Here is a 24602-nt window from a genome sequence, read left to right as displayed (position 1 = left end):
ACCTCCCATGAAGGGACGTTGCCGACACTGTTAAAGGATTCTCCATGCCCCGCCCGTCGCGCCGCGATCTCCTCAAGACCGCCGGCGCGGCGGGCGGACTTGTGCTTGCGCCACCGCTTCGCGCGGCAGGGGGGCCGACTGCCATCGATAATCCGCGTGCGATCGTGCCACTCGCCCGCGGCTGGCGCTTCGCGCTCGGGCATGCGGCGGATCCAGCGAAGGATTTCGGTTTCGGTACCGGCCACGACACCTATGGGAAATCCGGCGATGTCGGGACACCGGTTGCCGAGGCCAAGTTCGACGACAGCGGCTGGCAAGCGGTCGATCTGCCGCATGATTGGGCGGTCGATCTCCCCTTCGAGCGGTTCGGCGCACCCGGTGCGGAGGCCGACCATATCGGTGCATTCCAGGGTTTCAAACCGCTCGGCCGGATGTGGCCCGCAACGAGCGTAGGCTGGTATCGCCGCGCGATCCCGATCACTGCGGAGGATGCGGGCAAACGCCTGTCGCTCGAATTCGACGGCGTCGCGCGCAACTGCCTCGTCATCCTCAACGGCTTCGTCGTCGGATCGAACGAAAGTGCCTATGCGCCCTTCCGTATCGACATCACCGATTTCGCCAAGCCCGGCGAGGAGAATATTCTCGTCCTCCGCTGCGACGTCAGCCTTGGCGAAGCGTGGTCGTACGAAGGTGCCGGACTCTATCGCCACGTCCGACTGGTCAAAACCGCGCCGACACATATCCGCCAATGGGGTGCCACGGTCCGCTGCGAGGTGCGCACCGACGGCGCGATCGTCCGGATCGAGACCGAAATCGACAATGATGGGCCCGCCGCCACCGCGCGGCTGCGCTCGCGCGTCACGGGGCCCGATGGGCGGATCGTGGCCGAATTGCTGTCCGATCCGCTCGCGCTGCCGCTCTGGGGCCGGACCAGCGTCGCGCAGGAGGCGCGGCTGTCCGATCCGGCCTTATGGTCGCTCGACACGCCGCAGCTCTACGGTCTTGCGAGCGAGATCATCATCGCCGACGTCGCCGTCGATCGCACGGTCAGCCGCTTCGGCATCCGTACGATCCGCTTCGATCCCGACCACGGCTTTTTCCTCAACGGCGCACCGGTGAAGATTAAGGGTACATGCAACCACCAGGATCATGCCGGCGTCGGCTTCGCGGTGCCCGACAGCCTCCACGTCTGGCGGCTTGAGCGGTTGAAGGCGATGGGTGCCAACGCTTATCGCTCGACGCACCATTCGCCCTCCCCCCGCGATCCTCGAGGCGTGCGACGCGATGGGGATTCTCGTGATGGACGAGACCCGCCAGATGTCGAGCAACACCGAAGCGATGAGCCAGCTCGACCGGATCGTCCGCCAAGGGCGCAACCATCCGAGCATCATCCTGTGGAGCCTCGGCAACGAGGAAATCCACCGCGGCACACCGACGGGGGCGCGAATCGCGGCGACGATGAAGCGCCGGGTCTACGAACTCGACGGCACACGCCCCGTCACCGAAGCGTTCAACGGCAAGTTCGGCGAGGGCGCGTCGCCCGTGCTCGACGTGATGGGCTGCAATTACTATCTCGACGCGATCGATCCCTATCACGTTGCGCACCCGACGATGCCGATGATCGGCACCGAAACGGGCAGCACCGTCATGACCCGCGGCGAATATAAACGTGACGATGCCGCCGGGATCGTGCCCGCTTACGATACGGACTTCCCGAAATGGGCGACCACCGCCGAGACATGGTGGAGCTTCTACGATGCTCGCCCGTTCCTCGCTGGCGGGTTCGTGTGGACCGGGTTCGATTATCGCGGGGAACCGACGCCGTTCGAGCGCTGGCCCGAAAAACGCCTCGAATTTCGGACAGATGGACAGCTGCGGCTTCCCCAAGGACAATTATCATTATTACCGCGCCTGGTGGGGGGCCAAGCCCGCGCTCCACCTCTTCCCCCACTGGAACTGGGCGGGGCGCGAGGGCCAGGAGATCGCGGTCTGGGTCCATAGCAATTGCGACACGGTCGAATTGTTTCTCAACGGCCACAGCCTCGGGCACCAGAGCGTGACGCGCAATCGCCACCTCGAATGGCAGGTGCCCTATGCCCCCGGCAGGATCGAGGCACACGCCTTCGCACGCGGTCGCCATATCCTCACCGAAGTGCGCGAGACGACCGGCACGCCGCACCGGATCGGGCTGACCAGCGACCGGCGCAGCTTGGCACCCGGCGAGGTCGCGGTGGTGCGCGCCGCCATCCTCGATGCGAAGCGGCGTGAGGTGCCGACCGCCAGCAACCGCGTGACCTTCACGCTCGACGGTGACGCCACCTTGCTCGGCGTCGCAATGGCGACCCGCGCTGCCTCGAACCCGACCATGCCAGCGCTCGCTCGGCGTTCAATGGCCTGTGCATGGCGATCGTCCAGGCGGGCGAGCGCGGCGGCGCGATCCGCCTCACCGCGACGGGCGATGGCCTCCATGCCGCGATGCTGCCGCTCCTCGCGACACGCGCTTGACGCGTTGCGCTCCTACCGCACGCTCCTTTCCATCGACCGAGACCCTCCGATGATCCCTCTCCGCGCCAAGGCCCTCGTCCTCGCCATCGCCGCCCTGTGCTTTCCGGCCAAGGTGCTCGCCGCGCCCGACGCGGCGGCGTTCACCCGCTCGATCGGTCTGCGCGAGCAATGGCAATATCTCACGCGCGACGTGGCGTGGCCGGCGCGCTGGACCGCGGATGGCGGTCACTTCTTCTACCGCAAAACGGTCGAGGGCGCTTCGCCTTCGAGACGGTCGATCGCCGAACTCTCGCCAAATCGGCGGCGTTCGATCAGGTGAAAATCGCCCACGCGCTCGCCGCCGCGCTCGGGCATCCCGTCGCGCCACTGCGGTTGCCATTTGCGGCGTTCGACTATGATGCGGACGGCACGGCCATCCTGTTCGAGCTGGACGGCGCAGCCTGGTCCTGCGCGCTCGACGGACACGCATGTGCCGTCGTAGCCGACCATCGCCGCCCGCGCGGCTTCGGTGTCGTCCGGGATCTGTCCATACCCGCCGACAATCGGCCAGCGCCCTCCCCCGACGGCAAATGGGAAGCCCTGGTCGAGGACAACCAACTCGTGCTGCGGAGGCCGGGCGGCAAGGACGCGATCCGCCTGAGCAGCGACGGATCGGCCGGCGACTTCTATGATCCAGAAACGCTCGCCTGGTCGCCCGACAGCCGCCACATCCTGCTCTACCGTGTCCGCCCGGGCTATGCACGCCAGGTGCTGCGCGTCGAGGCGGCACCGGCGGGACGGCTGCAGCCGGCGCTGCGCACGCAGCTTTACCCCAAGCCCGGCGACGCGATCGACCAGGAGCAGCCCGTGCTCTTCGACGTCGCAACGCGGCGGGAGACGGTGATCGACGCCGAGCTGTTCCCCAACCCCTATCAACTCTCGCAACCGCGTTGGCGCAGCGACGGGCACAGCGTCGAGTTCGATTATATCCGCCGCGGCTTCCAACAAGCGCGCGTGATCGCGGTCGATGCCGACACGGGCAAGGCGCACGCCGCAGTCACGGAAAACGCCGCAACGTTCGTCTATGCCGATCGTCGGTTCGCGCATACCGTGCACGGGCTCGGCGACGAGATCGTCTGGGCCTCGGAGCGCGATGGCTGGAACCAGCTCTATCTCATCGACGGCCATACCGGCCGTGTGAAAAATCGCATCACCCATGGCAATTGGGTCGTGCGCGAGGTCGTCAAAGTTGACGATGACAAGCGCGTGATCTGGTTCGCCGCGAGCGGCATGAACCCGGGCGAGGACCCCTATTTCAAACATTATTACCGCATCGATTTCGACGGCCGCCACCTGACGCCGCTGACGCCCGCCAACGCGGATCATGACGTTGCTTTCTCGCCCGACATGACGCTGTTCGTCGACACCTATTCGCGCGTCGACTTGCCCACGATCAGCGAATTGCACCGCGCGGACGACGCCACCCTGGTGGCGAGGATCACCACAGGCGACGACACGCGCCTGGTTGCCACCGGGTTTCGCCCGCCCGAAGTCATCACCGCCAAGGGCCGCGACGGCAAGACCGATATCTGGGGGGATCGTGGTGCGGCCGCGCGATTACGATCCGCGCAAGAAATATCCGGTGATCGAGAACATCTATGCCGGTCCGCACGACAGCTTCGTGCCCAAGGGTTTCTGGCCGTTCGGCTATCACGCCGGTGGCGACAAGGTGATCGGGATGCAGGCGCTGGCCGATCTCGGCTTTATCGTCGTCCAGATTGACGGCATGGGCACCGCCAATCGCTCCAAGGCGTTTCAGGACGTCGCCTGGAAGAATCTCGGGGATTCGGGTTTCCCCGATCGCATCGCGTGGCACCGCGCGCTGGCCGCGCGCGACGCATCCTACGACATCACCCGCGTCGGTATCTACGGTGCCTCCGCCGGCGGCCAGAGTACCCTCAACGCCTTGCTGTTCCACGGCGACTTCTACAAGGTCGGTGTGGCCTATGCCGGTTGCTACGACAATCGCATGGACAAGATCAGTTGGAACGAACAGTGGCTCGGCTGGCCAGTCGACAAGAGCTATGCCGCCGCCTCGGGCATCGACAATGCCTGGCGGCTGACAGGCAAGCTGCTGATGATCGTCGGCGAGCAGGACAGCAATGTCGACCCCGCGTCGACGATGCAGGTGGTCGATGCACTGATCAAGGCGAACAAGGATTTCGATCTATTGTCGGTACCGGGCGGCGAACACAGCGTCGGCCGCTCAACCGGCCCGATCGACTATGTCACGCGTCGGCAATTTGGCTTCTTCGTACGCAACTTGCTGGGCGACACCACGCCCGACTGGAACGCTGCGCCGACGCGCATCGGTTAACGGACAGGCTGCCTTAATCGGCACCGATATCCGGCGTTCCACGCGCTCGTGCGTGCCACGCTCCGTCCTGCGCGATAACGTAGCGGGCGTCATGGGCAGTGTCCGGCTATCCTCGGCGCCTTCATGGCGGCGCACCCCCATCTTAGCCTCGGTCCCATCATCACGGAACTCGTCATCAACGCACCGAAGCACGCACTCCCCGGTCGCTACCGAACCGGAGCGATTATCGCCGAGTATGCAGCGACGCGCCGATGGTCGGCGACGACGGCGCAGGTATGCCCAGCGACCACGCAGAAGTGAAACCCGGCCGTGGAAATGGGATCGTGGGTACGATCGCCAAAACAGTTGGAGGCCACGATCGAAATCAAGGCAGCCGATCCGGGCACGAACGTCTCGATTGTGCGTTCTCAGCGACACAATAGCCGCGCCACGCACATCGCCCGACCGGGCAATCGACGTTCCTGAAAGCTCCACCATGCCCGATGTAGAAAAGCCGCTTATACTTTACGTCGAGGATGAAATTTTTACGCAGCATCTTGTTGAAACGGCGCTCAGCGATGCCGGCTATGATGTCTGGACCGCGAGCGACGGCAACGAGGCTTTGGAAAAACTCGCGTCCGCTGGTTCGGCTTTGCGCGGACTTGTAACCGATGTCGATCTTGGTGCCTGCCCCAATGGATGGGAGGTTGCCAACGAGGCGCGGGCAGCGATGCCAGGGGTACCCGTCGTCTATGTTAGCGGCGCGAGTGCTCATGAATGGAGCGCAAAGAGCGTTCCAGGCAGCCAAATCGTACCCAAGCCATTTGCGCCTGATCAAATTGTTGCAGTGATTGCGCTTTTGCTCGGTAAGGCGGACTTATGAACATATCCGATCCGGCGAGTCCCAATGATCGCCCCGCTGGTGTCGAGCAGCTGCTCGCCACAACCGACCTCGCCAATGCCCTGGAAAGCGACCGCTTCAAGCAGTTCCTGGACCATATCCCGATCGCCATTGCCGTCGCCGAACTCACGCCTGAGGAGCGCATCGTATATGCCAATATCGAATTCGAGCGGCTGACGAGCAGAAGCGCGCCCGACCTGTTCGGCAAGGACTGGAGCATGTTCCCCTCCAGCGCGGTCGCGACGGACGGTGGCGAAGGCTTGAGCGAAGCCATTGCATTGGGGGAGGATTTCGTCGGCACCTTCGAACTCGACTGGGGCGAAAAACCGGTGGCGGTTGATGTCTGGTCGAACCTCATTCAGGACGATGGTGGCGAGCCGGTGTTCCGGCTTGTCGCGCTCGCAGAAGCCGGCCGCCGCGCCGATGACGATGAAACCGAGCTCCAGGCCGCCGTTCGCGAAAAGGACACGCTGCTGCGTGAGTTGCAGCACCGCGTGACCAACAACCTCCAGATGATCACGGCGCTGATCCGGCTCGAATCCCGCACGATACCCGATGATACGACGACCGCCCGCTTCGACCGACTGGCGGGCCGGATCGAGGCGCTCGGGCTGCTGTACCGCTCGCTGTCGGAGACCTCGGATCGCGTCACGATCGATCTTGGCGTCTATCTGAGCGAGATCGCATCGGCGGTAATGCGTGCTCACGCCGTGGAGGGCATTCACCTTGACCTTCAGGTCGACACCTGGCCGGTGTCCGTTAACGTCGCGATGCCGGCCGGGCTCGTCGTTAACGAGCTTTTGACGAACGCGCTCAAACACGCGTTCACGGGACGAAGCGGGGGGACAATTTCGTTGCACAGTCTCGTTGATCCCGCCGGGTGTCGCGTTACCATCGCGGACGATGGGATTGGGCTGGCTGTCGGCACCCACTGGCCGAAACCGGGTAAGCTGAGCGCAATGATCGTTCAGTCGCTTCGTCAAAACGCAAAAGCAACGCTCGACGTTGAGTCCACGCCGGGGAACGGAATGCGCGTGACGATCTTTTTGCGCGGGCAGACGCAAACGAATAGCGGCGCTTCCTGATCGGTCTGCGAGGGCCCGGAATCGGACGTTCAAAATTTCCTCACGGTTCCCCAGCTTCTGCGATGTGTTCAGCTTCACGGTCGTGGCCGCTAGACCACCCCTCTGTCGCGCCACTCACAAGCGGTGCCGCATCGAAACACCAGGGAGGCGCGCGGGGCTGCCCTATTACCGCCGCGATGACGCATAAAGGAACCGTCATGGCCCGCATCCTTGTCATCGAAGACGATCCTGCCACGGCAGACCACATCGTGGCGTCGCTGCAGGCGCATGGCCATGTGACGACCCACGTCGCCGACGGTGACCTTGGGTTGGAGCGCGCAACGCGGGAGCCGTTCGATGCGGCGACGCTCGATCGCATGCTGCCGGGTCGTGATGGTTTGTCGGTCGTCGCCGCATTACGGGCGCGGCGCATCGCGCTTCCTGTCTTGATGATCAGCGCGCTCGGTGACGTGGACGAGCGGATCGCGGGCTTGCGCGCGGGTGGCGACGACTATCTGGTGAAACCGTTCGCGCCCGAGGAAATGGCGATGCGGATCGAGGTGCTGCTGCGTCGGCGCGAGGACCCGGCCAATGCCGCGACATTGCAGGTCGGCGACCTCGTTGTTGATCTCATCCGGCGTGAGGTTACCGTGGCGGGGCAGCCGGTGCGCCTGCTGCACATGGAGTTCCGCTTGCTCGAGTTCCTCGTGCGCCATGCGGGCGACACGCTAAGCCGCCGGATCATCTTCGAGCAGGTATGGGGGTATTATTTCGACCCAGGTGCCAATCTCATCAACGTGCATATCGCCAGGCTGCGCAAGAAGCTCGACCGGCCCGGTCGGCCGTCGGCGATCGTCACCGTGAAGGGCGAAGGTTATCGCTTCGATGCCGATTGAACGGCTGCATCTCGGGCAAATCCGCCGGACCAGCACCTTTCGGCTGACAGCCTTGCTCGGGCTGGTGTTTGCGGTGGGCGTTATCGCGCTGCTCGGGTTGATCTACGGGCTGTCGGCGCGCGAACTAACGTTACGCTCCGACCGCGTTCTGCGAATCGAAGCGAGCAGGCTGCGCGCGAGTTCGCCCGATGCGCTGCCCGAACGGATCGCCAGCGCGCTTGCCCATAGCACCAGCGGCCTCAACTATTTCGCACTGCAATCGCGGAGCGGCCAACCGATCGTGGGCAATCTCAACATCGTTCGAAACTTCCGCTTCGATCATCCCGTCAACATCGCCGCGAAGCCCGGCGCGCACGGACCGCTGCGGGTGCTGGCGATCGAGGCCCCGACCGGGGAGACAATCCTGATCGCGCGCGACATCGCCCCCCATCGTCGATCTGCGCCGCCGCATTCTCGAAATCCTCATTGGCAGCGGCATAGCGATCGTGGTCCTCGTGCTCGGTGCCGGCGTGTTGCTGAGCCTCGCGCCGCTGCGCCGCGTGCGCGATCTCCAGGCGGTCAGCCGCGCGATCGCTGCGGGACGGTTCGACCTGCGGATGCCGGTCACCACGCGCGGCGACGAACTCGATCTGTTCGCAGGCACGGTCAACACGATGATCGAAGAGGTCGAGCGCGTGGTCGCGCAGGTCAAGGGCGTGACCGACGCCGTCGCGCACGATCTGCGCACGCCGCTGGCGCATGTCCGCGGACAGCTCGAACGCGCGATCGCGCTGCCCGACGCGGATCCGCGTGCGGTCGCGCTCAGCCATGCCGCGATGGTCGATCTCGATCTCGTGCTCGAACGGTTCGGCGCTTTGCTGCGCATCTCGCAGCTTGAAGCGAGCGGCCGCCAGGCGGGCTTTACCACCGTCCCGCTCGCACCGTTGCTGGACAGCCTGTGCGAGCTCTACGAGCCGCTAGCCGAGGATGCTGGCGTCACGTTGCGGCTCGCGCCGATTCCCGACGCGACGATCCGCTGCGATCCGCAATTGTTGTTTGAGGCGATCAGCAACCTGCTCGACAATGCGATCAAGTTCAGTCCCGTGGGTGGCGAGGTGGTGCTTGGGGCAACGCTCGATCCCGGGGGGCTGAGCCTGACCGTCCGCGACACTGGGCGCGGTCTTGCTCCGCACGAGCGCGACGCGGCGCTCCGGCGCTTCTATCGCGGTGTCGATGCGGCGGGGATCCCCGGCAGCGGGCTGGGGCTCAGCATCGTCGCGGCGATCGCCCATCTTCACGGCTTTACACTTGAGCTCGGCGACGCCGCCCCTGGCCTGATCGTGCGGATCCAAGCGCCGGCCGCCTCCTGAGGTGAAATTCATTTAATTAGCGCTGCACCGCAACACGCATAAATGGAGCCCCGTCTTTCCTCTGGAAACATCGGGTCCACCGTGCTGCAGCTCGTCAAACTTGCCCTCAGCAAGCCCTACACCTTCGTCGTCCTGGCGATCCTGATCGTCCTGGGGGGATCGATCGCCTGGCTCGAAACCGCCACCGATATCTTCCCCGACATCAAGATTCCGGTGATCGCCGCAGTGTGGACCTATCGCGGCCTGCCGCCCAAGGACATGTCGGGCCGCGTCGTCTATTATTACGAGCGCTCGCTCTCGACCACGGTCAACGATATCGACCATATCGAGAGCCAGTCGCTCAACGGCGTCGGCATCGTGAAGATCTTCTTCCAGCCCGGCGTCGACATCCGCACTGCCTCGGCACAGGTCACCGCAGCCTCGCAGACGGTCCTGAAGCAGATGCCGCCGGGCATCACCCCCCCGCAGATCCTCAATTACAACGCCTCGACCGTCCCGATCCTCCAGCTCGCGCTGTCGTCGAAGGACTTGAGCGAGCAGAAGATCTACGATCTCGGCCAGAACTTCATCCGGCCCGCGCTCGCCTCGGTGCAGGGTGCCGCAATCCCCTCGCCTTACGGCGGCAAGGAACGCCAGATCCAGATCGATCTCGATCCGGCAGCGCTGCAGGCGCGGCACCTCTCGGCGGGCGACGTCGGTGCAGCACTTGCCGCGCAGAACCAGATCGTGCCCGCAGGCACCGCCAAGATCGGCCAGTTCGAATATAACGTTCGGCTCAACAATTCGCCCGAACTGGTCGATCAGCTCAACGACCTGCCGATCAAGACCGTCGACGGGACGACGGTGTTCATGCGCGACGTGGCGCATGTCCGCGATGGCTCGCCGCCGCAGCGCAACGTCGTGCGCGTCGATGGCGGCCGCGCGGTGCTGATGACGATCCTGAAATCGGGCGCGGCCTCGACGATCGCGATCGTCGATCAGGCGAAGGCGCTGCTCCCGGGGCTCAAGGCCACGCTGCCGCCCTCGCTCAAGGTCCAGCCGCTCTCGGACCAGTCGCTGTTCGTCAAGGCGGCGGTATCGGGCGTGATCAAGGAAGGGGCGATCGCGGCGGCGCTGACCAGCATGATGATCCTGCTGTTCCTCGGCTCGTGGCGCTCGACCGTAATCATCGCCGCCTCGATCCCGCTCGCCATTCTCGCCGCGGTCGCCGGGCTGGCGGTGGTCGGGCAGACGCTCAACATCATGACGCTCGGCGGGCTCGCGCTCGCGGTCGGCATCCTGGTCGACGATGCGACGGTGACGATCGAGAATATCAACTGGCACCTCGAACAGGGCAAGTCGGTGCGCGACGCGATCCTCGATGGCGCGCAGCAGATCGTCCAGCCGGCCTTCGTATCGCTGCTGTGCATCTGCATCGCGTTCCTGCCGATGTTCTTCCTGCCAGGCATCGCTGGCTTCCTGTTCGCGCCGATGGCGATGGCGGTGGTGTTCGCGATGATCGCGTCGTTCATCCTGTCGCGCACGCTGGTGCCGACGATGGGCAATTTCCTGCTGCGCGAACATGCGACCCAGCACACGGCCGAGATCATGGTGTCGCACGATGCCCGGACCGGTCGACCGGAGACGCGCAACGTCTTCATCCGCTTCCAGAGCGGGTTCGAGCATCGTTTCGAAGCAGTACGCGCTTATTATGTCGCGGTCCTTGCCTTCGCCCTGGCGCGGCGGCGTGTGTTCATTCCTGCCTTTATGGCAGTCGTCCTGCTGTCGTTCGCGCTCGTGCCCATGCTCGGCCGCAATTTCTTCCCGACGATCGACGCCGGGCAAATCAACCTCCACGTCCGCGCGCCGATCGGCACGCGGATCGAGGAGACGGCAGCGCTGTTCGACCATGTCGAGGACCGCATCCGCGCGACCATTCCCGCCGACGAGCTGGTGTCGATCGTCGACAATATCGGCATGCCCGTATCGGGCATCAACCGCGCTTATTCGAACACCGGCGGCGTCGGCTCACAGGACGCGATATCCTGGTGACACTCGCCGAAAACCACAAACCGACCGCCGACTATGTCCGGACGTTGCGCAAAGCCTTGCCCGATGCCTTCCCCGGCTCGGTCTTCTCGTTTCTGCCCGCCGACATCATCAGCCAGATCCTCAACTTCGGCGCACCCGCCCCGATCGACGTGATGGTGACCGGTAGCGATGCCAAGCATAGCGAGGCCTATGCCCATCTGCTCGCCGAGCGGATGCGCCACATTCCCGGTATCGCCGACGTCCGCGTCCAGCAAACAGAGGCCGCGCCCGAACTCGGCTTCGACGTCGATCGCGCGCAGGCGGACCGCGTCGGAATCACCGAGAATGACGTGACGCGCAGCCTCGCCGTCAACCTCGCGGGCAGCTCGCAGATCGCGCCCGCCTTCTGGCTCAACCCCAAAAACGGCGTGTCCTACCCGATCGTCGTGCAGACGCCGCAATACCGCACCGGCTCGCTGTCGGACCTCCAGAACCTCCCCATCACCGGATCGGGCTCTGGTGCCTATCAGATCCTCGGCGGGCTCGGCACGCTCCACCGCGAGCCATCGCCTGCGGTCGTCACGCACTATGCGCTGCAACAATCGTTCGACGTCTATGCAACGACCCAAGGGCGTGACCTCGGCGCGGTGGCGGGCGATATCCAGAAGGTGATCGACGGCACCAAGGCGGCGCTGCCGTCTGGGTCGGCAGTGACCTTGCGCGGCCAGGTGCGGACGATGAACGCAGCTTTCTCGGGGCTCATCTTCGGCCTGATCGGGGCAATCGCGCTGATCTACCTGCTGATCGTCGTGAATTTCCAAAGCTGGGTCGATCCCGCCGTCATCGTCTCGGCGCTGCCCGCAGCACTCGCCGGGATCGTATGGATGCTGTTCGCCACGCACACCCCGCTTTCGGTGCCCGCGCTGACCGGTGCGATCATGTGCATGGGCGTCGCCACCGCCAATTCGGTGCTGGTGGTCAGTTTCGCGCGCGAACGACTGGCCGAGACCGGCGACGCGCTGCGCGCCGCCGCCGAAGCGGGCGCGACGCGCTTTCGCCCGGTGCTGATGACCGCGCTCGCGATGATCATCGGCATGGCCCCGATGGCCCTCGGTCTCGGCGAAGGCGGCGAGCAGAATGCGCCGCTTGGCCGCGCCGTCATCGGCGGACTGATCTGCGCGACGCTTGCCACCTTGGTGTTCGTGCCCGTCGTCTTCGCGATCGCGCATCGCCGCGAACGCCGCCCCTCCCCCACCCCTTCGACAATCGGACAGCTCGCTCATGGATGAAGCCCTCGCCGCCGCCCCGCCCAGGGGTCTCAAAACCGCCGGGATCGCCGCGCTCGTCGTCGCAGCAGGCGTGGTCGCCGCCGGTACGTTTGTTCGCTTTCACGACACCAGCGAAGCGCAGACCTGGTCCGACGCGCGATCGGTGCCGACGGTCCATCTCGTCGCCATCACATCCTCGACGGCGGGCGACACGCTCGCTTTGCCCGGCACGATGCAGGCGTGGAACATGGCCAAGCTCTATGCGCGCGTCGGCGGCTATGTCAGCGGCTGGTACAAGGATATCGGCGCGCCGGTTGCGGCGGGCATGCCGCTCGGCCGGATCGACACGCCCGAGCTCGACCAGCAGATCATCGCCGCGCGCGCCGCTTTGGTCAGCGCGCAGGCACATGCCGGTCTTGCGCGCAGCACAGCGGCGCGCTGGAACGACTTGCTCACCGACAATTCGGTTTCCAAACAGGAAGTCGATGAGAAGAATGGCGATCTCGCCGTGCGCAACGCCGCAGTGCTGTCCGCCCGCGCCGATCTTGGGCGGCTGCTCGCGCTGAAAACCTTTGCGACGGTGCGCGCGCCCTTTGGCGGGACGGTGACGCTGCGCTCTGCCGATATCGGCGATCTGGTCGGGCCGGGGGCTTCGGTGCAGCAACCCATGTTCGTCGTCGCCGACACACGGCGAATCCGCATCTATGTCAGCGTGCCGCAAAGCTATTCGGCGACGATGACGCCGGGACTCACCGCCACGCTGAGCGTGCCCGATTATCCAGGCCGCAGCTTTACCGCACACGTCGTCGGCAATTCGGGCGCGATCGCGCCGCAAAGTGGCACCTTCCAGGTCCAGCTCGTCGCCGACAATCCCGACGGTGCGCTGCGCCCCGGCGGCTTTGCGCAAGTCAGCTTCGATGTGCGCGGGCAAGCGAGCACGGTGCAGATCCCCTCGACTACGCTGCTGTTCCGCGCGCAGGGCACGCAAGTCGCGACGGTCGATGCCGCGCACCACATCCACCTCCAGCGCGTCACGCTCGGGCGCGATCTCGGCCAGACGGTCGAAGTGCTGTCGGGGCTCTCGCCGACGCAGAAGATCGTCGACAATCCACCCGATTCTCTCACCGACGGACAATTGGTGCGCGTGGAAGGAGGCGCGCGTGGCTGACCGATTGCGCGCGGCGATCGCGGCGATCACGCTGGCGAGCCTCGCTGGCTGCTCGTTCGCCCCACCCTACCATCCGGCGATCACGCCAACGCCGCCCGCTTTCAAGGAAGCCGGGGCCTGGCAGCCCGCAGTCGCGCCCGGCGCGATCGTGCCCGACGCGTGGTGGAGCGTGTTCGCCGATCCACAGCTCGACGGTCTCGAACAGAAAGTCGCGAGCGACAATCCGACGCTCGCCGGCGCGCTGGCCCGCTACGACACTGCTCGCGCCTATCTTGGCCAGGCCCGCGCCGGGCTGCTCCCGCAACTTAGTGCCGATGCCAGCATCACGCGCAACCGCCAGTCCGACCATCGCCCGCTGCGCGGCAGCAACCAGCCCGACGTGTACGGTGCCAACACGATCGAGGCGGGCTTCGGCTATGAGGTCGACCTGTGGGGCCGCGTGCGCAACAGCGTTACCGCAGGCAAGGCCGAAATGCAGGCCTCGGGCGACGACCTCGCCGCAATCCGGCTCAGCCTGCAGGCCGAGCTTGCCTCCGACTATATGGCGCTGCGCGGGCTTGACCGGCAATCCGAGCTGCTTGCGCAGACCGTCGACGCCTTTGCCAAGGCCGACCATCTGATCGCGCGGCGCTTCCAGGCCGGGATCGTCAGCGGGATCGAGACCAGCCGTTCGGGCGCACAGCTCGCCGAGGCCCGCGCGCAGCTCGCCGACGTTGCCGCCGCCCGCGCGTTGACCGAACATGCGATCGCGAGTCTGGTCGGAACACCCGCCTCGGCCTTCACCATCGCCCCCGCAACGACGCCTTTCGCGATCCCCGTCGTGCCGCTCGGCCTGCCGGCAACCTTGGTCGAGCGACGTCCTGACATCGCCGCCGCCGAACGCCGCGTCGCTGCGGCCAATGCCGGAATCGGGATCGCCAAGGCCGCCTTCTTCCCAGCGATCCGGCTCGGCGGAAGCGCCGGTTTCCAGGATACCGGCCTGCCAGGTCTCCTGTCCGCGTCGAACACGATCTGGTCGATCGGCCCTGGCGCAGTGTTGAACCTGTTCGACGGGGGCCGCCGACGAGCCGAGCTTGCGGTCGCGCGGGCACGATGGGCGAGCGCCGGTGCCGAGTATCGCGCGACCGTGCTGAGCGCATTCCAGCAGGTCGAGGACAATCTCGCGCAGCTCCACCATCTTGGCGACGAGGCTGCGGCCGAGAATGAGGCGGTGCGCCAGGCGGCCGCGACCGAGCGCCTCTCGCTCAACCGCTACGACAAGGGCGCGGTCACCTATCTCGAGGTATTCACTGCGCAGACCACGGCGCTGCGCACTCGTCGCGCCGCGCTCGACCTCGAGACCCGCCGACTACAGGCGAGCATCCGCCTGATCCGGGCACTGGGGGGCGGATGGTCTGCGCAACACGATGGGGTTGCCGCGCCGGGTTGACGCCCATCACGGCGGCGCTGGTTCGACCGCGTGACGCGGTGACCAGCACCGTCGTCTTCGTGACCGCACGCTGCGAGGTTGCGATGTGAACATCGAAAATACCGTCCGCCACCTCGGCGTGGATGTCGCAGATTAAACCACTCCAGGCTTCCGAAGGCGTTGGATTGCAAGTTACTCTGCCGCATCGATGATGTCCGCGGCGGCATAATGTTGTTGTTAAGCTTCGACGGAAAGCAACGGCAGCAGGCGAGCAACGGACTCTCGCTCGATTACGCGGGATTCCACCAGCAACGACTGGATGGCATCGTCCCGACCCTTGATTCGAGCAACGAGCGTTTGCAAGGCGCGTCCGGCGAGGTGTTCGATCGGGATTTCGCAAGTTGATAGCTGGGGCTGTGTCAGGCTGGCGAGATCGATATCATCGAACCCCAGCACAGACAGATCGGCAGGCACCGACAGACCCAGGGTCTGTGCGAACCGAATGACGCCGATCGCGATAATGTCCGCCCCCGCGAAGATAGCCGTCGGGCGGTCCTCGATCAGTCGCGATTTGACGATCGGTTCGAGGTCGAGCGAAAAGCTGTTCTCCAGGTTGAAGACGATCTCCCCGCCCTTTTGAAAGGCCTCGACCACACCCGCGCAGCGGTCCCGCATGCTGGCGATATCGAGAGGGCCGGACACAATCCCGATCCGGCGATGGCCGCGTTCCAGAAGATACTGCCCGGCAAGACGCCCCGCCTCCAGATAGTCCACACTCACGGTGTCATATCCAGGGACCGAGCGATCGAGCACGACCGTCGGCGTATTGGACAGGATGCCGTCCGACGTGTCCTTGTCTCGTATCGAAAACCATATGAGGCCGTCGACGCGCAACCCGACCGCCATCGCCAGCGCTTCCGCCTCGATCTCTTCAGATCCTTCGGTGTTGGTCATATAGATTTGATACCCCGCCGCGCGGGCCTCGCGAAAAACCGCCTGGACCAGCGCCGCGAAGAACGGATTGCCGAGATCCGGAATGACCAGCGCCAACATGCCGGAGCGGCCCGACTTCATCGATTTCGCGCTCAGGTTGAGGCGAAAGCCGATGCGTTTTGCGACATCGAGAATATGCGCGCGGGTCTTCGGACCTACGGAGCCGGTTCCATTAATGGCATAAGACGCGCTGGTGAGCGAGACACCGGCTTCGCGCGCGAGATCCTTCAGCGTCGGTGGTCTTGCCCGCTTCGCGTCCCCCCATTGCGGTTATTATTCCCTCCAACCTGGCACAGCCTTGGGTACGTTTATCGAAATCGATCCACAAGTCGCCGAGGATCGCGCGCAAGCAGGTGAGCGGGCAGATCGATGAGGACGAAGCGGGTCACGACGCGATCGTCGAAATTGTTATCGGTGACCAGGACGAGCTTGCGGTTGTGCCTGGACGAAGTGGTACCTGGCCACCATGCCATCCCCTCGAGATTGCCCGACGCCTCCGGCGAAAGCGCGTCAAAGTCCACGAGCAGCCGTTTTGGCGAGGTCGGCTGTGCCGTATCGAGAAATGCCACGTCAGCAACGTCGGGCGCGCCACCGAAATCCGCGAGATAGAGGCGGCAATGAAAACGAAAACGTTCCATCATCCTGCTGCTCGCCGGATCGCTCCAGAATGAGCAGGCGCTCAGCGTCCAAGGCGAGAATTTCGCTCACGCCATTGTCGGACAGTCGATGCGCGACCGCGCGAACGACCGGGTCGACCCGATACGCGAATTGCTGAGGCGGTCGCCCCGCGCGAAGCCGCGTGAACCTGACGACCGCCGCATGATCAGCATCGGCTACCGGCCCGTCTCCGCGCAATGGGGCCTCCATCGCGACCCAAAGCGCGCCGTCAGGAGCAAAGCTCAAACCTTCGACGGTTCGGTTGGGACGCCCTCGGTTTTGCAGATTGCCAGGCAAGGTGACAAGAGCGCGGACGCGGCCATCGCGTCCGCTTGTCTTAACGCTGGCACCGAAGCCATCGGCGGCGTCGCCCTCGCTTGACCAAAGGAAGTCTTTGCCATCCGGCGTGAATCGGATGGCCTCCGGGTCGACCGCTTCGCTCCCATGGCCCGGCTGAGGGTAAGCGCGCGCAGCTTCACTCCGAAGGGTCACCGGCGTAATATGGTCGACTGCCAGTTGCCGATCCCCTGCGAGCCGCAGACGCAGGCGGTAAGCACGCGCCGGCGCATGTTCTGACTTGTCATCGCTGATCATCAGCCACGCGCGCTGCCTCTGGTCATAGTCCAGACCCGAAATGCCCCCGACATGCCCGTCGCCCGCACCTGACGGTACATCGGCGGTCGCAACAATCCGCGCGGCCGCTGCCGACCGAGCGTGACACATGTCAGCCCCGGTCGACATGAGATTCATCGCGAAAAGCGCCATCGCTGCTGAGCGCCCGCTCGGCACCCTTAGAACCTCACTCTGAAGGAGGCCGTCACGGTGCGCGGCGCACCGATGAAGTAGCGGCCAAGCGACCGTCCGGGCAAACCGGTTTCGGTCGCCGTCGCGGTCGCGCTGGTGACCGAGGCGATATAGCCGACGTCGAACACGTTATCGACGTTGAGTTGGATCGAGGCATTCTTCAGCGCGCCGATCTGCGGCAGGTCATAGCGGGCCATTGCGCCGACCAGCGTGTAACCCGGGATGCGGTCGATCGCGACTTCCTGAAAGGTGGTCGGCGCGATGATGTCGCCCCCCACCCGGCTGCTGATATATTTGATATTGGCCTGCAGCCGCACCCTCGCAAAGGGCTTCAGCGTCAGTTCACCATAGGCGCTGTTGCGCGGGATATCGCGGACATCGCTCCCCGCGATGATCCCGACCGAGGCAAGATTGAGCCGGTCGCGCGACCCGATTGCGGCGTCATCATATTTTGCCTGCTGGTAAGAATAGGTCGCATAGGCGTCGATCCACGGGAAAGTCGCAAGTGCCGCGACCTCGACGCCGTTGGTGGTCTGCCCCAGGATGCTCGCGGCGCGCGTGGCGAGGTTTCCGCGCTGAATGTCGATCGGGTCGGTGACGGTGGGATCGTTGGGCACGATTCCCACGCCGTTTTTCAGATGGACATGAAACGCCTGTACGGACAGCGCCACGTGCCTAGCGGTATAGCGCACGCCACCGTCGATGTTGCTCGACTGCAGCGGCTTGAGGTCGCCGGGCTGGATGACGGCGGTCGAGCCGAGAAAAGCATCCTCCGGAATGCCCGAGAAATTGCGAGCGAAACCGCCGAAGATTTCGAGGTGGGCAAGCGGTGTGAGGCTGAACGCGACCTTTGGCTGAACTGGTGAATTCTGCGAAAAATCGAGCTTCGCCGAATATTCCAGCGGCGACTGCGCTTTATATCGGACATGGTACCACGTTACGCCGGCATCGAGGCGAAGCACGCCCGGTACAAGCTGGAAGGAATCCTGACCGTAAAATTCGAGCGTCGTGATCGACGTCGACCGATTGTAGAGCACATAGGATGGCAAACCGCCCTTCCACGCGAGCTGCGTGGTGGAGGGGATGATCGGATAGAAGTCGCGTTCCTCCGACGACGTGCCGCCATCGAACCAGCCGCCAATGCGGACGCTATTGCGCGGCACCAGGTCAGCGATCGTGAGCTCCGCTGTGCTGCCGTAGCGTTCGCGCTTGCGCGGCGTGACGCGCATGTCGGCCGGGCCACCGACCACGTTCGGATTGGACGTCGTTGCCAGCGCCGGGCGCACAGCGCCGCCGCTCGCGGTATACCCCAGCACCGCATACGGGTCCGCGCCGACAAGCTGACGATGACGGTTCTGATAGCTTAGCGAATAGCCGTCGAGCGTCTGGTAATAGGGGTTGATGGCAAGGGTCACATGTTCGGCAAGGACGAACTTGCCGTTGAGATAGGCGAGGAAATCGCGGCGCGCCCCGCCGAAGGTGCCGCCATAGTTCAAATCCTGATTGGGAATGCCGGTCAGCGTATCGTTGAGGAAATCGCTCTTCGGATTCGCGTTGAACTGCGCCAGCGTCACGATGTTGAAGTCGTTGTCGAACTGGCTGTTATATGACACCCGAGCCTTCAGGAACGAACCGTTGTCGAACGTCTTGACCGCTTTGAACTCGCCATGGTCGCGATTGGAATGTCGCGCATTCGGCCCCGCCCACACAGCATTCCGCTGGTGCGAGAAGCTGCCATACATGGCGACACCGCCTGGAAGATTGCCGGTGTCGATCCGCAGCGAGGCGCGATTATAGTCGAAACTGCCGACGCCCCCTTCCGCCGTCACGCCGAAGTCGCGGGCCGGCTCCTCGGTACGAAAATCGATGAAACCGCCGAGCGCGAAGCGTGATGGCGCGCCGATGTCCCCCGCGCTCTGCGACACGACGATGCTGCCGATGTTGCTCGAATCGATGAAGCGTTGTGGCGGCGACCCGCCGTTGAACCGCGCATCGCCAGTCGGAATACCGTCCAGCGTCAGGCCGATCTGTTCCTTGTTAAGACCGCGCAAGAACAGTTCGAACGAGAACGAGCCGCCTCGGGCGTCGCCGGTCGAAACCTTGACGCCCGGCACTTTGGCCAGGCTTTGGGTGATGTCCGCGCCCAACGGACGGTCGGCGATGTCGGTACGGTCAAGCTCAAACGTCGCGCGCGCCTTGCCCGCGCCGAGCTTTTGCCCGGTCACGACGATGTCGCTCCCATCTGCTGCGGCGACCTCGCTGGTGTGGTGCCCGGGGGCTCCGTGCGCTGCGCATGCGCCTCTTGCGCGCACAGGATGGCAACGAGCGCGCCGCTGGCCACCCGGGCCCCTACGGCTCCGGATATTTTCTTGAAAGCCATGTTTGTCCCCCTTTTTTCCGATTCGGTACCGCGCTGTCGCATCGCAGTATGACGCCTTTGTGAAACGTTTTCACTTTTTGCGCATCTTTTGTTCGACGTTAGGTCTCATGGGACAGTTTCAGGGTTCAGAGACCGGAGGATTTTGGTCTCGACGCTGGGATGATTTCACTGAGGTTGATGCGATCGAGGTGATGCGCTGCCGCGCTGCCGGTGCGCGATACGGCTGGTCTGACCGATTAGGCTGCGGGGAAAATTCGACACCAAACCATAGGAAGTCGCCCCGCGGGACTCCGCTTGAAGAACTGACCTAGCGGGATTTAAGCAAGTTGAGTTCCGCCAGACTGGTAGCAGTCGCGATGATCGCCTCTTCAGGGGGGCGAGGGTTCCAACCGAGCAGGTGCTGTGCCTTAGCAGCGGTCGCATCTTTTCTTTTTCCAAGCTCGGGCAACAAGCTCCTCACTTCGGGATCGAAGAGGGCGACCGCTCTCAATAGCCAATTGGGCAATTGGCGTGTCGATACGGCGTGGGCCGCGTGGCCAAGGTGGTCCCTCAAGATCTGTGCCATCTGGGCGACGCTCATGAAATGACCAGCAGTCGCGAGGAATCTCTCTCCGGCGGCGCGGGCTGATCCCCCTCGCGGTAAGAGGCGAAAATGGCTACCGGAACTACAGCTCAGACATCCTGGAAACACTCACCTTCATACACCAGGCGCAGGATCTTGGCTTTACCCTCGACGAGGTAGTGCGCCGCAAGCAGCGCATCACCGCACTTATCGAAAAGTATACGTAATCGGTTCAGCTCCCGCGATGCGCTTACAGATAGGTCTAATTCCGCGCAGCACGAGCTTTGGACGAACGCCATCGCGGTTCACGGTGGACCTTTGGGGCATTTCCGGTCATTCGCGAGCAGCACCGCCCTGCACGCGACGTCACGATACTGACCGCCAACTGGCACCGGACCTCCGATCATGATGCCGCACGCGCAAAGGCGTGGTGGAACAGTTCGAGGTCGCCCGGATCGATGTCCGACACCGCCCAGAATTCGAGTCCGCCGCTCGTCCAGCGCACCAGACTATAGCCCTCGCGCCGCGTCGCAATCCCGACCGGCGACGAGAAGGTGCCTGCGGGAATCACGAACAGATTGATGGTGTGCAACCGCCGACGATAGACGATCGCCGGGACGACCCGGCCATCGAGATAGTCCAGTCGCCCGCCGACCAGCGGGAAGCCCTGCGCTGCCAGTTCGGGCACCGGCGGTGCGAAATCGATCCGCCCGTTGAACCAGGGTTTCACGACATGACGGTTCGAGGTCGCGACATCGGTCAGGTGGTTCGCCAGCAAGGAGCGCACATGACTCGCGACCAGCTGGTCCTGGATCGTTCCCGTCGTAAGCTGCGGCACCGCGACCAACAGTGCCAGGCTTGCCGCCATCGCGCTGAATGCACCGCCGGCCAGCCACGGACCGGCTGAGCGGCTGCGGCGCGGCATGCTACCCAGCACACGCCCGGGACGCTCGGCGGCGATGTCGGCCTCGATCCGCGCGCGCAGCGACGCGGGGGCCTGGAGCTGCAATGCGGGGTCGCTGATTTGGGCGTGCACCGCTTCCAGTCGGGCGAAGGCCTCGGCACAGCCGACGCAACTCTTCAAATGCGCCTCGATCGCGACGCTGTTCACCGCATCCAGTTCACCGTCGAGCAGCGCGTGAAGCTGGAGCAGCCGATCCTCGCACCCGGTCATGCGCGTTCCTCCCGCTGCGCGTCCGGCTGGGGCAGCAGCAACGTCGCCAGCATGTCGCGCGCCCGCGCCAGGCGGGACATTACGGTCCCGATCGGAACCTCGGTCACTGTGGCAATCTCCCGGTACGACATCTGCTCCATTTCACGCAGCACGAGCGCCTCCCGGAACGGCTCCGGGATGGCGGCGATAACGGTACGGACATTCTCGACCTCCTCCTGACGGAGCACAGCAGCTTCAGGCGATTCCCCGTCATCGGGATAATTGTCGAGTGCCGCCGCTTGGCCCTCGGTCAAGCCGGCATGGTCCACCAGCACCCGGCTGCGGCCGAGTTCGGCGCTCGCCCGGTCGCGCCAGCAATTGCGGACGATCGCGAACAGCCATGCCTTGGCCGATCCGCCCTGATAGGTTCCGAACGCCCGAAAAGCGTTGAGAAAGGCTTCCTGGACGATGTCCTCGGCCGCCGTCGCGTCGGCGGCAAGGTAGCGCGCGAGGCTATAGGCCGCATCGAGATGCGGCAGCATGACCTCGCGAAAAAACGCCGGGCATCTTCGGGCGCGGCGGCACCCTCCGCCCGCGCCCGTCCGCCTGGGACGAGCCGGGGCCGAAAAATGCTGCCGCGCCCGCCCATCACGCCACGCCACCGCGCATCCGCGCGCCTCCCTCAAGCCGAGACAAGAACCTTGCCCGTCATATGCGGATGGAGCGAGCAGAAATAGCCATAGGCACCCGCCCTGGTGAAGGTGAAGCTGAACCTGTCACCCGTGTCGAGGACCTTGGACTTGAACAGGTTCGTGCCCGACACGACGGTGTGCGGGATGTCGTCGTCATTCACCCAGGTGACGGTCTGACCGACCTTCACCTTCAGCACCTGGGGCCCGAAGGTGAAGTTCGAGATATGAACCATCGGCGCGGCTGCGGCTGCCTGGGCCGCCACGGGGCGGCTGGCAACAGGCGTGGCGACGGCACCGGCGAGCGCGGCAAGCAGGACGATAGAATAACGGACCATAAGGATAATCTCCGGGATCAGGCAGAAAGCGTAGTGTCGACGAGCGCGATCGGATGCTCGCCGCGCTTGAACGTCGCCTCGGTAATGCCGAGCAGACCGCGCAGCTGCCCCGCCGGCACGACTTGCGGGCCGGGCGATGGCGCAGTCGCCGGCATCGGTTGCGGAAAGGCAGTCGAGCGCGCGGTATGGAAGATCATCGTGCCTTCCACCTTCTGGGCGATCTGGTGGATATGGCCGTTGAGGATCGTGACCGAGCCGAAGCGGCGCAAATGGGTCAGCGCCTGGGCGGCGTCATCGGTGCCCCAGCCCCATTCGGCATAGAGCATCCATAGCGGAATATGCGCGAAGATCACGATTGGGGTCGAGGACGCATGACCGGCCAGGTCTTTGGCCAGCCACGCAATCTGCTCGGCACCGAGCCGCCCTGCCCCGCCCGGCTTCAGGTCGGCAACATTGACCAGCCCGACAAAATGGACACCCTTATGGTCGAAGCTGAACCAGCCCGCCCCTTTGCTACCCTTACCATAGCGGGCGAGGAACGCCTTGCCATTGCCTTCGTCGAGCATGTCGTGCTCGCCAGGCACATGAAAGGTCTGGATGCCGGCTTCCTTCAGGATCTGGTCGGCATCGTCGAACTCCTGGTCGCGCGACAATTGGGTGATGTCACCGGTATGGATGATGAAGTCGGGCTTTTCCGGCATCGCGATCACCTTGGAGACGGCCTCGCGGTAGGTCGCGCGCGCATCGGGATTGGCGGGCTTGGCGAACCCGACATGGCTGTCGCTAAGCTGCAGGAAGGTGAAGCTCGGAACAACGTCGGCGCGCGTCCCCTTGCCGACGAGCATCGTGCTCGAGGCGACACCGCCGGACATCGCCCAGAGCGCGCCGGTCCCTGCCCATGCCATGCACCTGAGGGCATCACGGCGATCGGCCGGCGTGTCGAAGAGGTCCATGTGCAGCACTCCAATTGGGGGGTCGGAGAGCAAGACGGGAGATCGCCTTCGTTTATTCCCTGAAATCGACCAAAAAGTGCGATTCTGCCCACGACGCCTGCTTCCAGGGCAGCATCGACTGCAGCACATCGTCGCGACCACATGGTGAAAGATCGCAGCGAGCCCATGAAGCGTGATCCGCCCCAGCGGCAGCCAGGCCGCCTGCTCATGCACCTCGCGAAAGAGGTGCGTCAGGCCCTTGTCCCGTTGCAGGAGCGCCGGAAGTTCGCAGCCGAACCCGGTCGATCAGCGTCAGCGAAACGCGCACGTCGGGATGACGGGCGGTTCACCAACGGCAGGATGTGCCGCCGCCCGAAGGTGAAAGGTGACCCGCCACCGCCCGGCTCGCCGCAGTCGGCGATACCGTATGTGGTGCGCAGCCTTGGCGAAGCTCGCCAGTCGGCGACCGCGACGAAGGTGCGCAGCTCTTCCAGCCGCCCCGCGATTATCCCGATATCCGCATGAGTGAATTGTATAATGAACAGATTATCACAATCACTCAGGAATGACATCTTCAATGGGCAAGCGGCATCCAGCCGCCAGCCCGGAGAAGTTTCGATGTCCCGCCTCGCCATCCCCGCCCGTGAAGATGCCCCCGCCGCAGCGCAACCGCTGCTCGACGCCGTCGAGAAGCAACTCGGCGTCGTCCCCAACCTGTTCCGCCTCGTCGCCACCAGCCCCGCCACACTCGAAGGCTATCTTGGCCTCAACGCCGCACTGGGCCGCACGCTCGATGCCAAGACGCGCGAACGGATCGCCATCGCCGTCGCCCAGGCCAATGGTTGCGACTATTGCCTGTCGGCGCACACCTATCTCGGGCTGAACCTCGCCAAGATCGACGAAGCCGAGATCGCGCTCAACCGCGCCGGCCATTCGGGTGACGCGAAGGCCGATGCCGCGATCGTGTTCGCCCGTCAGGTCCTCGCCGCGCGCGGCAAGGTCAGCGAAGCCGACATCGCTGCTGTCCGCCTTGTCGGCTTTAGTGAGGCGCAAGTGATCGAGATCGTCGCGTCGGTCGCGCTCAATGTGCTGACCAACTATATCAACAACGTGGCTGAGACCGACATCGACTTCCCCGTCGTCCTCGCCGCGCAAGCCGCCTGATCCCCTTGCCGTCGCGGCGTTCGCCG

Annotated in this window: 19 protein-coding genes and 4 pseudogenes; 14 read left to right on the top strand and 9 right to left on the bottom strand. The window is 64.5% G+C overall.

Annotated elements, in window-relative coordinates; genetic code table 11:
• Nucleotides 1-44 precede the first annotated feature (44 nt).
• The 12 genes and pseudogenes from NW75_RS27170 to NW75_RS01880 form a co-directional block, all read left to right on the top strand.
• A pseudogene (locus tag NW75_RS27170) lies at nucleotides 45-1007 on the top strand (sugar-binding domain-containing protein); the annotation flags it as partial.
• Nucleotides 1008-1284: 277 nt separating this feature from the next.
• Nucleotides 1285-1521: pseudogene (locus NW75_RS28035) on the top strand (glycoside hydrolase family 2 TIM barrel-domain containing protein); the annotation flags it as partial.
• Nucleotides 1522-1864: 343 nt separating this feature from the next.
• Nucleotides 1865-2824 carry a DUF4982 domain-containing protein gene (locus NW75_RS28030; RefSeq protein ID WP_443024427.1) on the top strand — a complete coding sequence of 320 codons (960 nt, stop codon included), beginning with the start codon at nucleotides 1865-1867 and terminating at the stop codon, nucleotides 2822-2824.
• Nucleotides 2821-4266, top strand: a complete 1446-nt coding sequence (locus NW75_RS25685) for a DPP IV N-terminal domain-containing protein (protein WP_231564882.1) — start codon at nucleotides 2821-2823, stop codon at nucleotides 4264-4266. The genes NW75_RS28030 and NW75_RS25685 overlap by 4 nt, the downstream gene beginning before the upstream one ends.
• Complete coding sequence (locus tag NW75_RS25680) at nucleotides 4223-4861, top strand: prolyl oligopeptidase family serine peptidase (protein ID WP_331385958.1); 639 nt, start codon at nucleotides 4223-4225, stop codon at nucleotides 4859-4861. Before NW75_RS25685 ends, NW75_RS25680 begins: the two co-directional genes overlap by 44 nt.
• Before the next feature lie 475 nt (nucleotides 4862-5336).
• Nucleotides 5337-5723 carry a response regulator gene (locus NW75_RS24860; protein ID WP_033963385.1) on the top strand — a complete coding sequence of 129 codons (387 nt, stop codon included), beginning with the start codon at nucleotides 5337-5339 and terminating at the stop codon, nucleotides 5721-5723.
• Nucleotides 5720-6826, top strand: a complete 1107-nt coding sequence (locus tag NW75_RS01905; protein ID WP_052192014.1) for a sensor histidine kinase — start codon at nucleotides 5720-5722, stop codon at nucleotides 6824-6826. The genes NW75_RS24860 and NW75_RS01905 overlap by 4 nt, the downstream gene beginning before the upstream one ends.
• Before the next feature lie 197 nt (nucleotides 6827-7023).
• Nucleotides 7024-7701 (top strand): response regulator transcription factor, encoded by a 678-nt coding sequence (locus NW75_RS01900; RefSeq protein ID WP_033963384.1) that lies wholly within the window; start codon nucleotides 7024-7026, stop codon nucleotides 7699-7701.
• A gap of 485 nt (nucleotides 7702-8186) precedes the next feature.
• Nucleotides 8187-9050 carry a sensor histidine kinase gene (locus NW75_RS25675; RefSeq protein ID WP_231564881.1) on the top strand — a complete coding sequence of 288 codons (864 nt, stop codon included), beginning with the start codon at nucleotides 8187-8189 and terminating at the stop codon, nucleotides 9048-9050.
• An 81-nt stretch (nucleotides 9051-9131) separates the two neighbouring features.
• A pseudogene (locus tag NW75_RS01890) lies at nucleotides 9132-12349 on the top strand (efflux RND transporter permease subunit).
• Nucleotides 12342-13496 (top strand): efflux RND transporter periplasmic adaptor subunit, encoded by a 1155-nt coding sequence (locus NW75_RS01885; RefSeq protein WP_033963383.1) that lies wholly within the window; start codon nucleotides 12342-12344, stop codon nucleotides 13494-13496. Before NW75_RS01890 ends, NW75_RS01885 begins: the two are co-directional and overlap by 8 nt.
• Nucleotides 13489-14925 carry an efflux transporter outer membrane subunit gene (locus NW75_RS01880; protein ID WP_033963382.1) on the top strand — a complete coding sequence of 479 codons (1437 nt, stop codon included), beginning with the start codon at nucleotides 13489-13491 and terminating at the stop codon, nucleotides 14923-14925. The genes NW75_RS01885 and NW75_RS01880 overlap by 8 nt, the downstream gene beginning before the upstream one ends.
• 216 nt (nucleotides 14926-15141) lie before the next feature.
• Here the strand turns inward: NW75_RS01880 and NW75_RS01875 are convergent, their stop codons facing one another.
• From NW75_RS01875 to NW75_RS01865, 5 genes and pseudogenes are all read right to left on the bottom strand, one after another.
• Nucleotides 15142-15978: a LacI family DNA-binding transcriptional regulator gene (locus NW75_RS01875; protein ID WP_052192011.1), complete on the bottom strand. Its 837-nt coding sequence runs from the start codon at nucleotides 15976-15978 to the stop codon at nucleotides 15142-15144.
• Nucleotides 15979-16011: 33 nt separating this feature from the next.
• A pseudogene (locus tag NW75_RS28025) lies at nucleotides 16012-16128 on the bottom strand (LacI family DNA-binding transcriptional regulator); the annotation flags it as partial.
• A gap of 77 nt (nucleotides 16129-16205) precedes the next feature.
• A complete protein-coding gene (locus tag NW75_RS27160; RefSeq protein WP_052192009.1) occupies nucleotides 16206-16466 on the bottom strand; it encodes a hypothetical protein in 261 nt (86 codons plus the stop codon).
• A 1-nt stretch (nucleotide 16467) separates the two neighbouring features.
• Nucleotides 16468-17277: an esterase-like activity of phytase family protein gene (locus NW75_RS25670; protein ID WP_269430250.1), complete on the bottom strand. Its 810-nt coding sequence runs from the start codon at nucleotides 17275-17277 to the stop codon at nucleotides 16468-16470.
• Nucleotides 17278-17345: 68 nt separating this feature from the next.
• Nucleotides 17346-19583 (bottom strand): TonB-dependent receptor, encoded by a 2238-nt coding sequence (locus NW75_RS01865; protein WP_052192005.1) that lies wholly within the window; start codon nucleotides 19581-19583, stop codon nucleotides 17346-17348.
• A gap of 758 nt (nucleotides 19584-20341) precedes the next feature.
• Between NW75_RS01865 and NW75_RS28020 the strand changes: the two genes are divergently transcribed.
• Nucleotides 20342-20527, top strand: coding sequence for a MerR family transcriptional regulator (locus NW75_RS28020; protein WP_081988593.1), 186 nt, complete (start codon nucleotides 20342-20344; stop codon nucleotides 20525-20527).
• Nucleotides 20528-20703: 176 nt separating this feature from the next.
• Here the strand turns inward: NW75_RS28020 and NW75_RS01855 are convergent, their stop codons facing one another.
• From NW75_RS01855 to NW75_RS01840, 4 genes are all read right to left on the bottom strand, one after another.
• Nucleotides 20704-21474 (bottom strand): anti-sigma factor family protein, encoded by a 771-nt coding sequence (locus NW75_RS01855; protein WP_033963379.1) that lies wholly within the window; start codon nucleotides 21472-21474, stop codon nucleotides 20704-20706.
• On the bottom strand, nucleotides 21471-21995 hold the full coding sequence (locus NW75_RS01850; RefSeq protein WP_052192002.1) for a sigma-70 family RNA polymerase sigma factor: 525 nt from the start codon (nucleotides 21993-21995) through the stop codon (nucleotides 21471-21473). Before NW75_RS01850 ends, NW75_RS01855 begins: the two co-directional genes overlap by 4 nt.
• Nucleotides 21996-22135: 140 nt before the next feature.
• Nucleotides 22136-22480: a cupredoxin domain-containing protein gene (locus tag NW75_RS01845; protein ID WP_033963377.1), complete on the bottom strand. Its 345-nt coding sequence runs from the start codon at nucleotides 22478-22480 to the stop codon at nucleotides 22136-22138.
• A 17-nt stretch (nucleotides 22481-22497) separates the two neighbouring features.
• Nucleotides 22498-23433, bottom strand: coding sequence for a metallophosphoesterase family protein (locus tag NW75_RS01840; protein WP_033963376.1), 936 nt, complete (start codon nucleotides 23431-23433; stop codon nucleotides 22498-22500).
• A 597-nt stretch (nucleotides 23434-24030) separates the two neighbouring features.
• Between NW75_RS01840 and NW75_RS01835 the strand changes: the two genes are divergently transcribed.
• Nucleotides 24031-24576 (top strand): carboxymuconolactone decarboxylase family protein, encoded by a 546-nt coding sequence (locus NW75_RS01835; protein ID WP_033963375.1) that lies wholly within the window; start codon nucleotides 24031-24033, stop codon nucleotides 24574-24576.
• The last annotated feature ends 26 nt before the right edge of the window (nucleotides 24577-24602 follow it).

It is taken from the genome of Sphingomonas sp. Ant H11, from assembly GCF_000797515.1.
GTDB lineage: Bacteria > Pseudomonadota > Alphaproteobacteria > Sphingomonadales > Sphingomonadaceae > Sphingomonas.
This window is presented reverse-complemented; position numbering and strand designations above follow the sequence as displayed.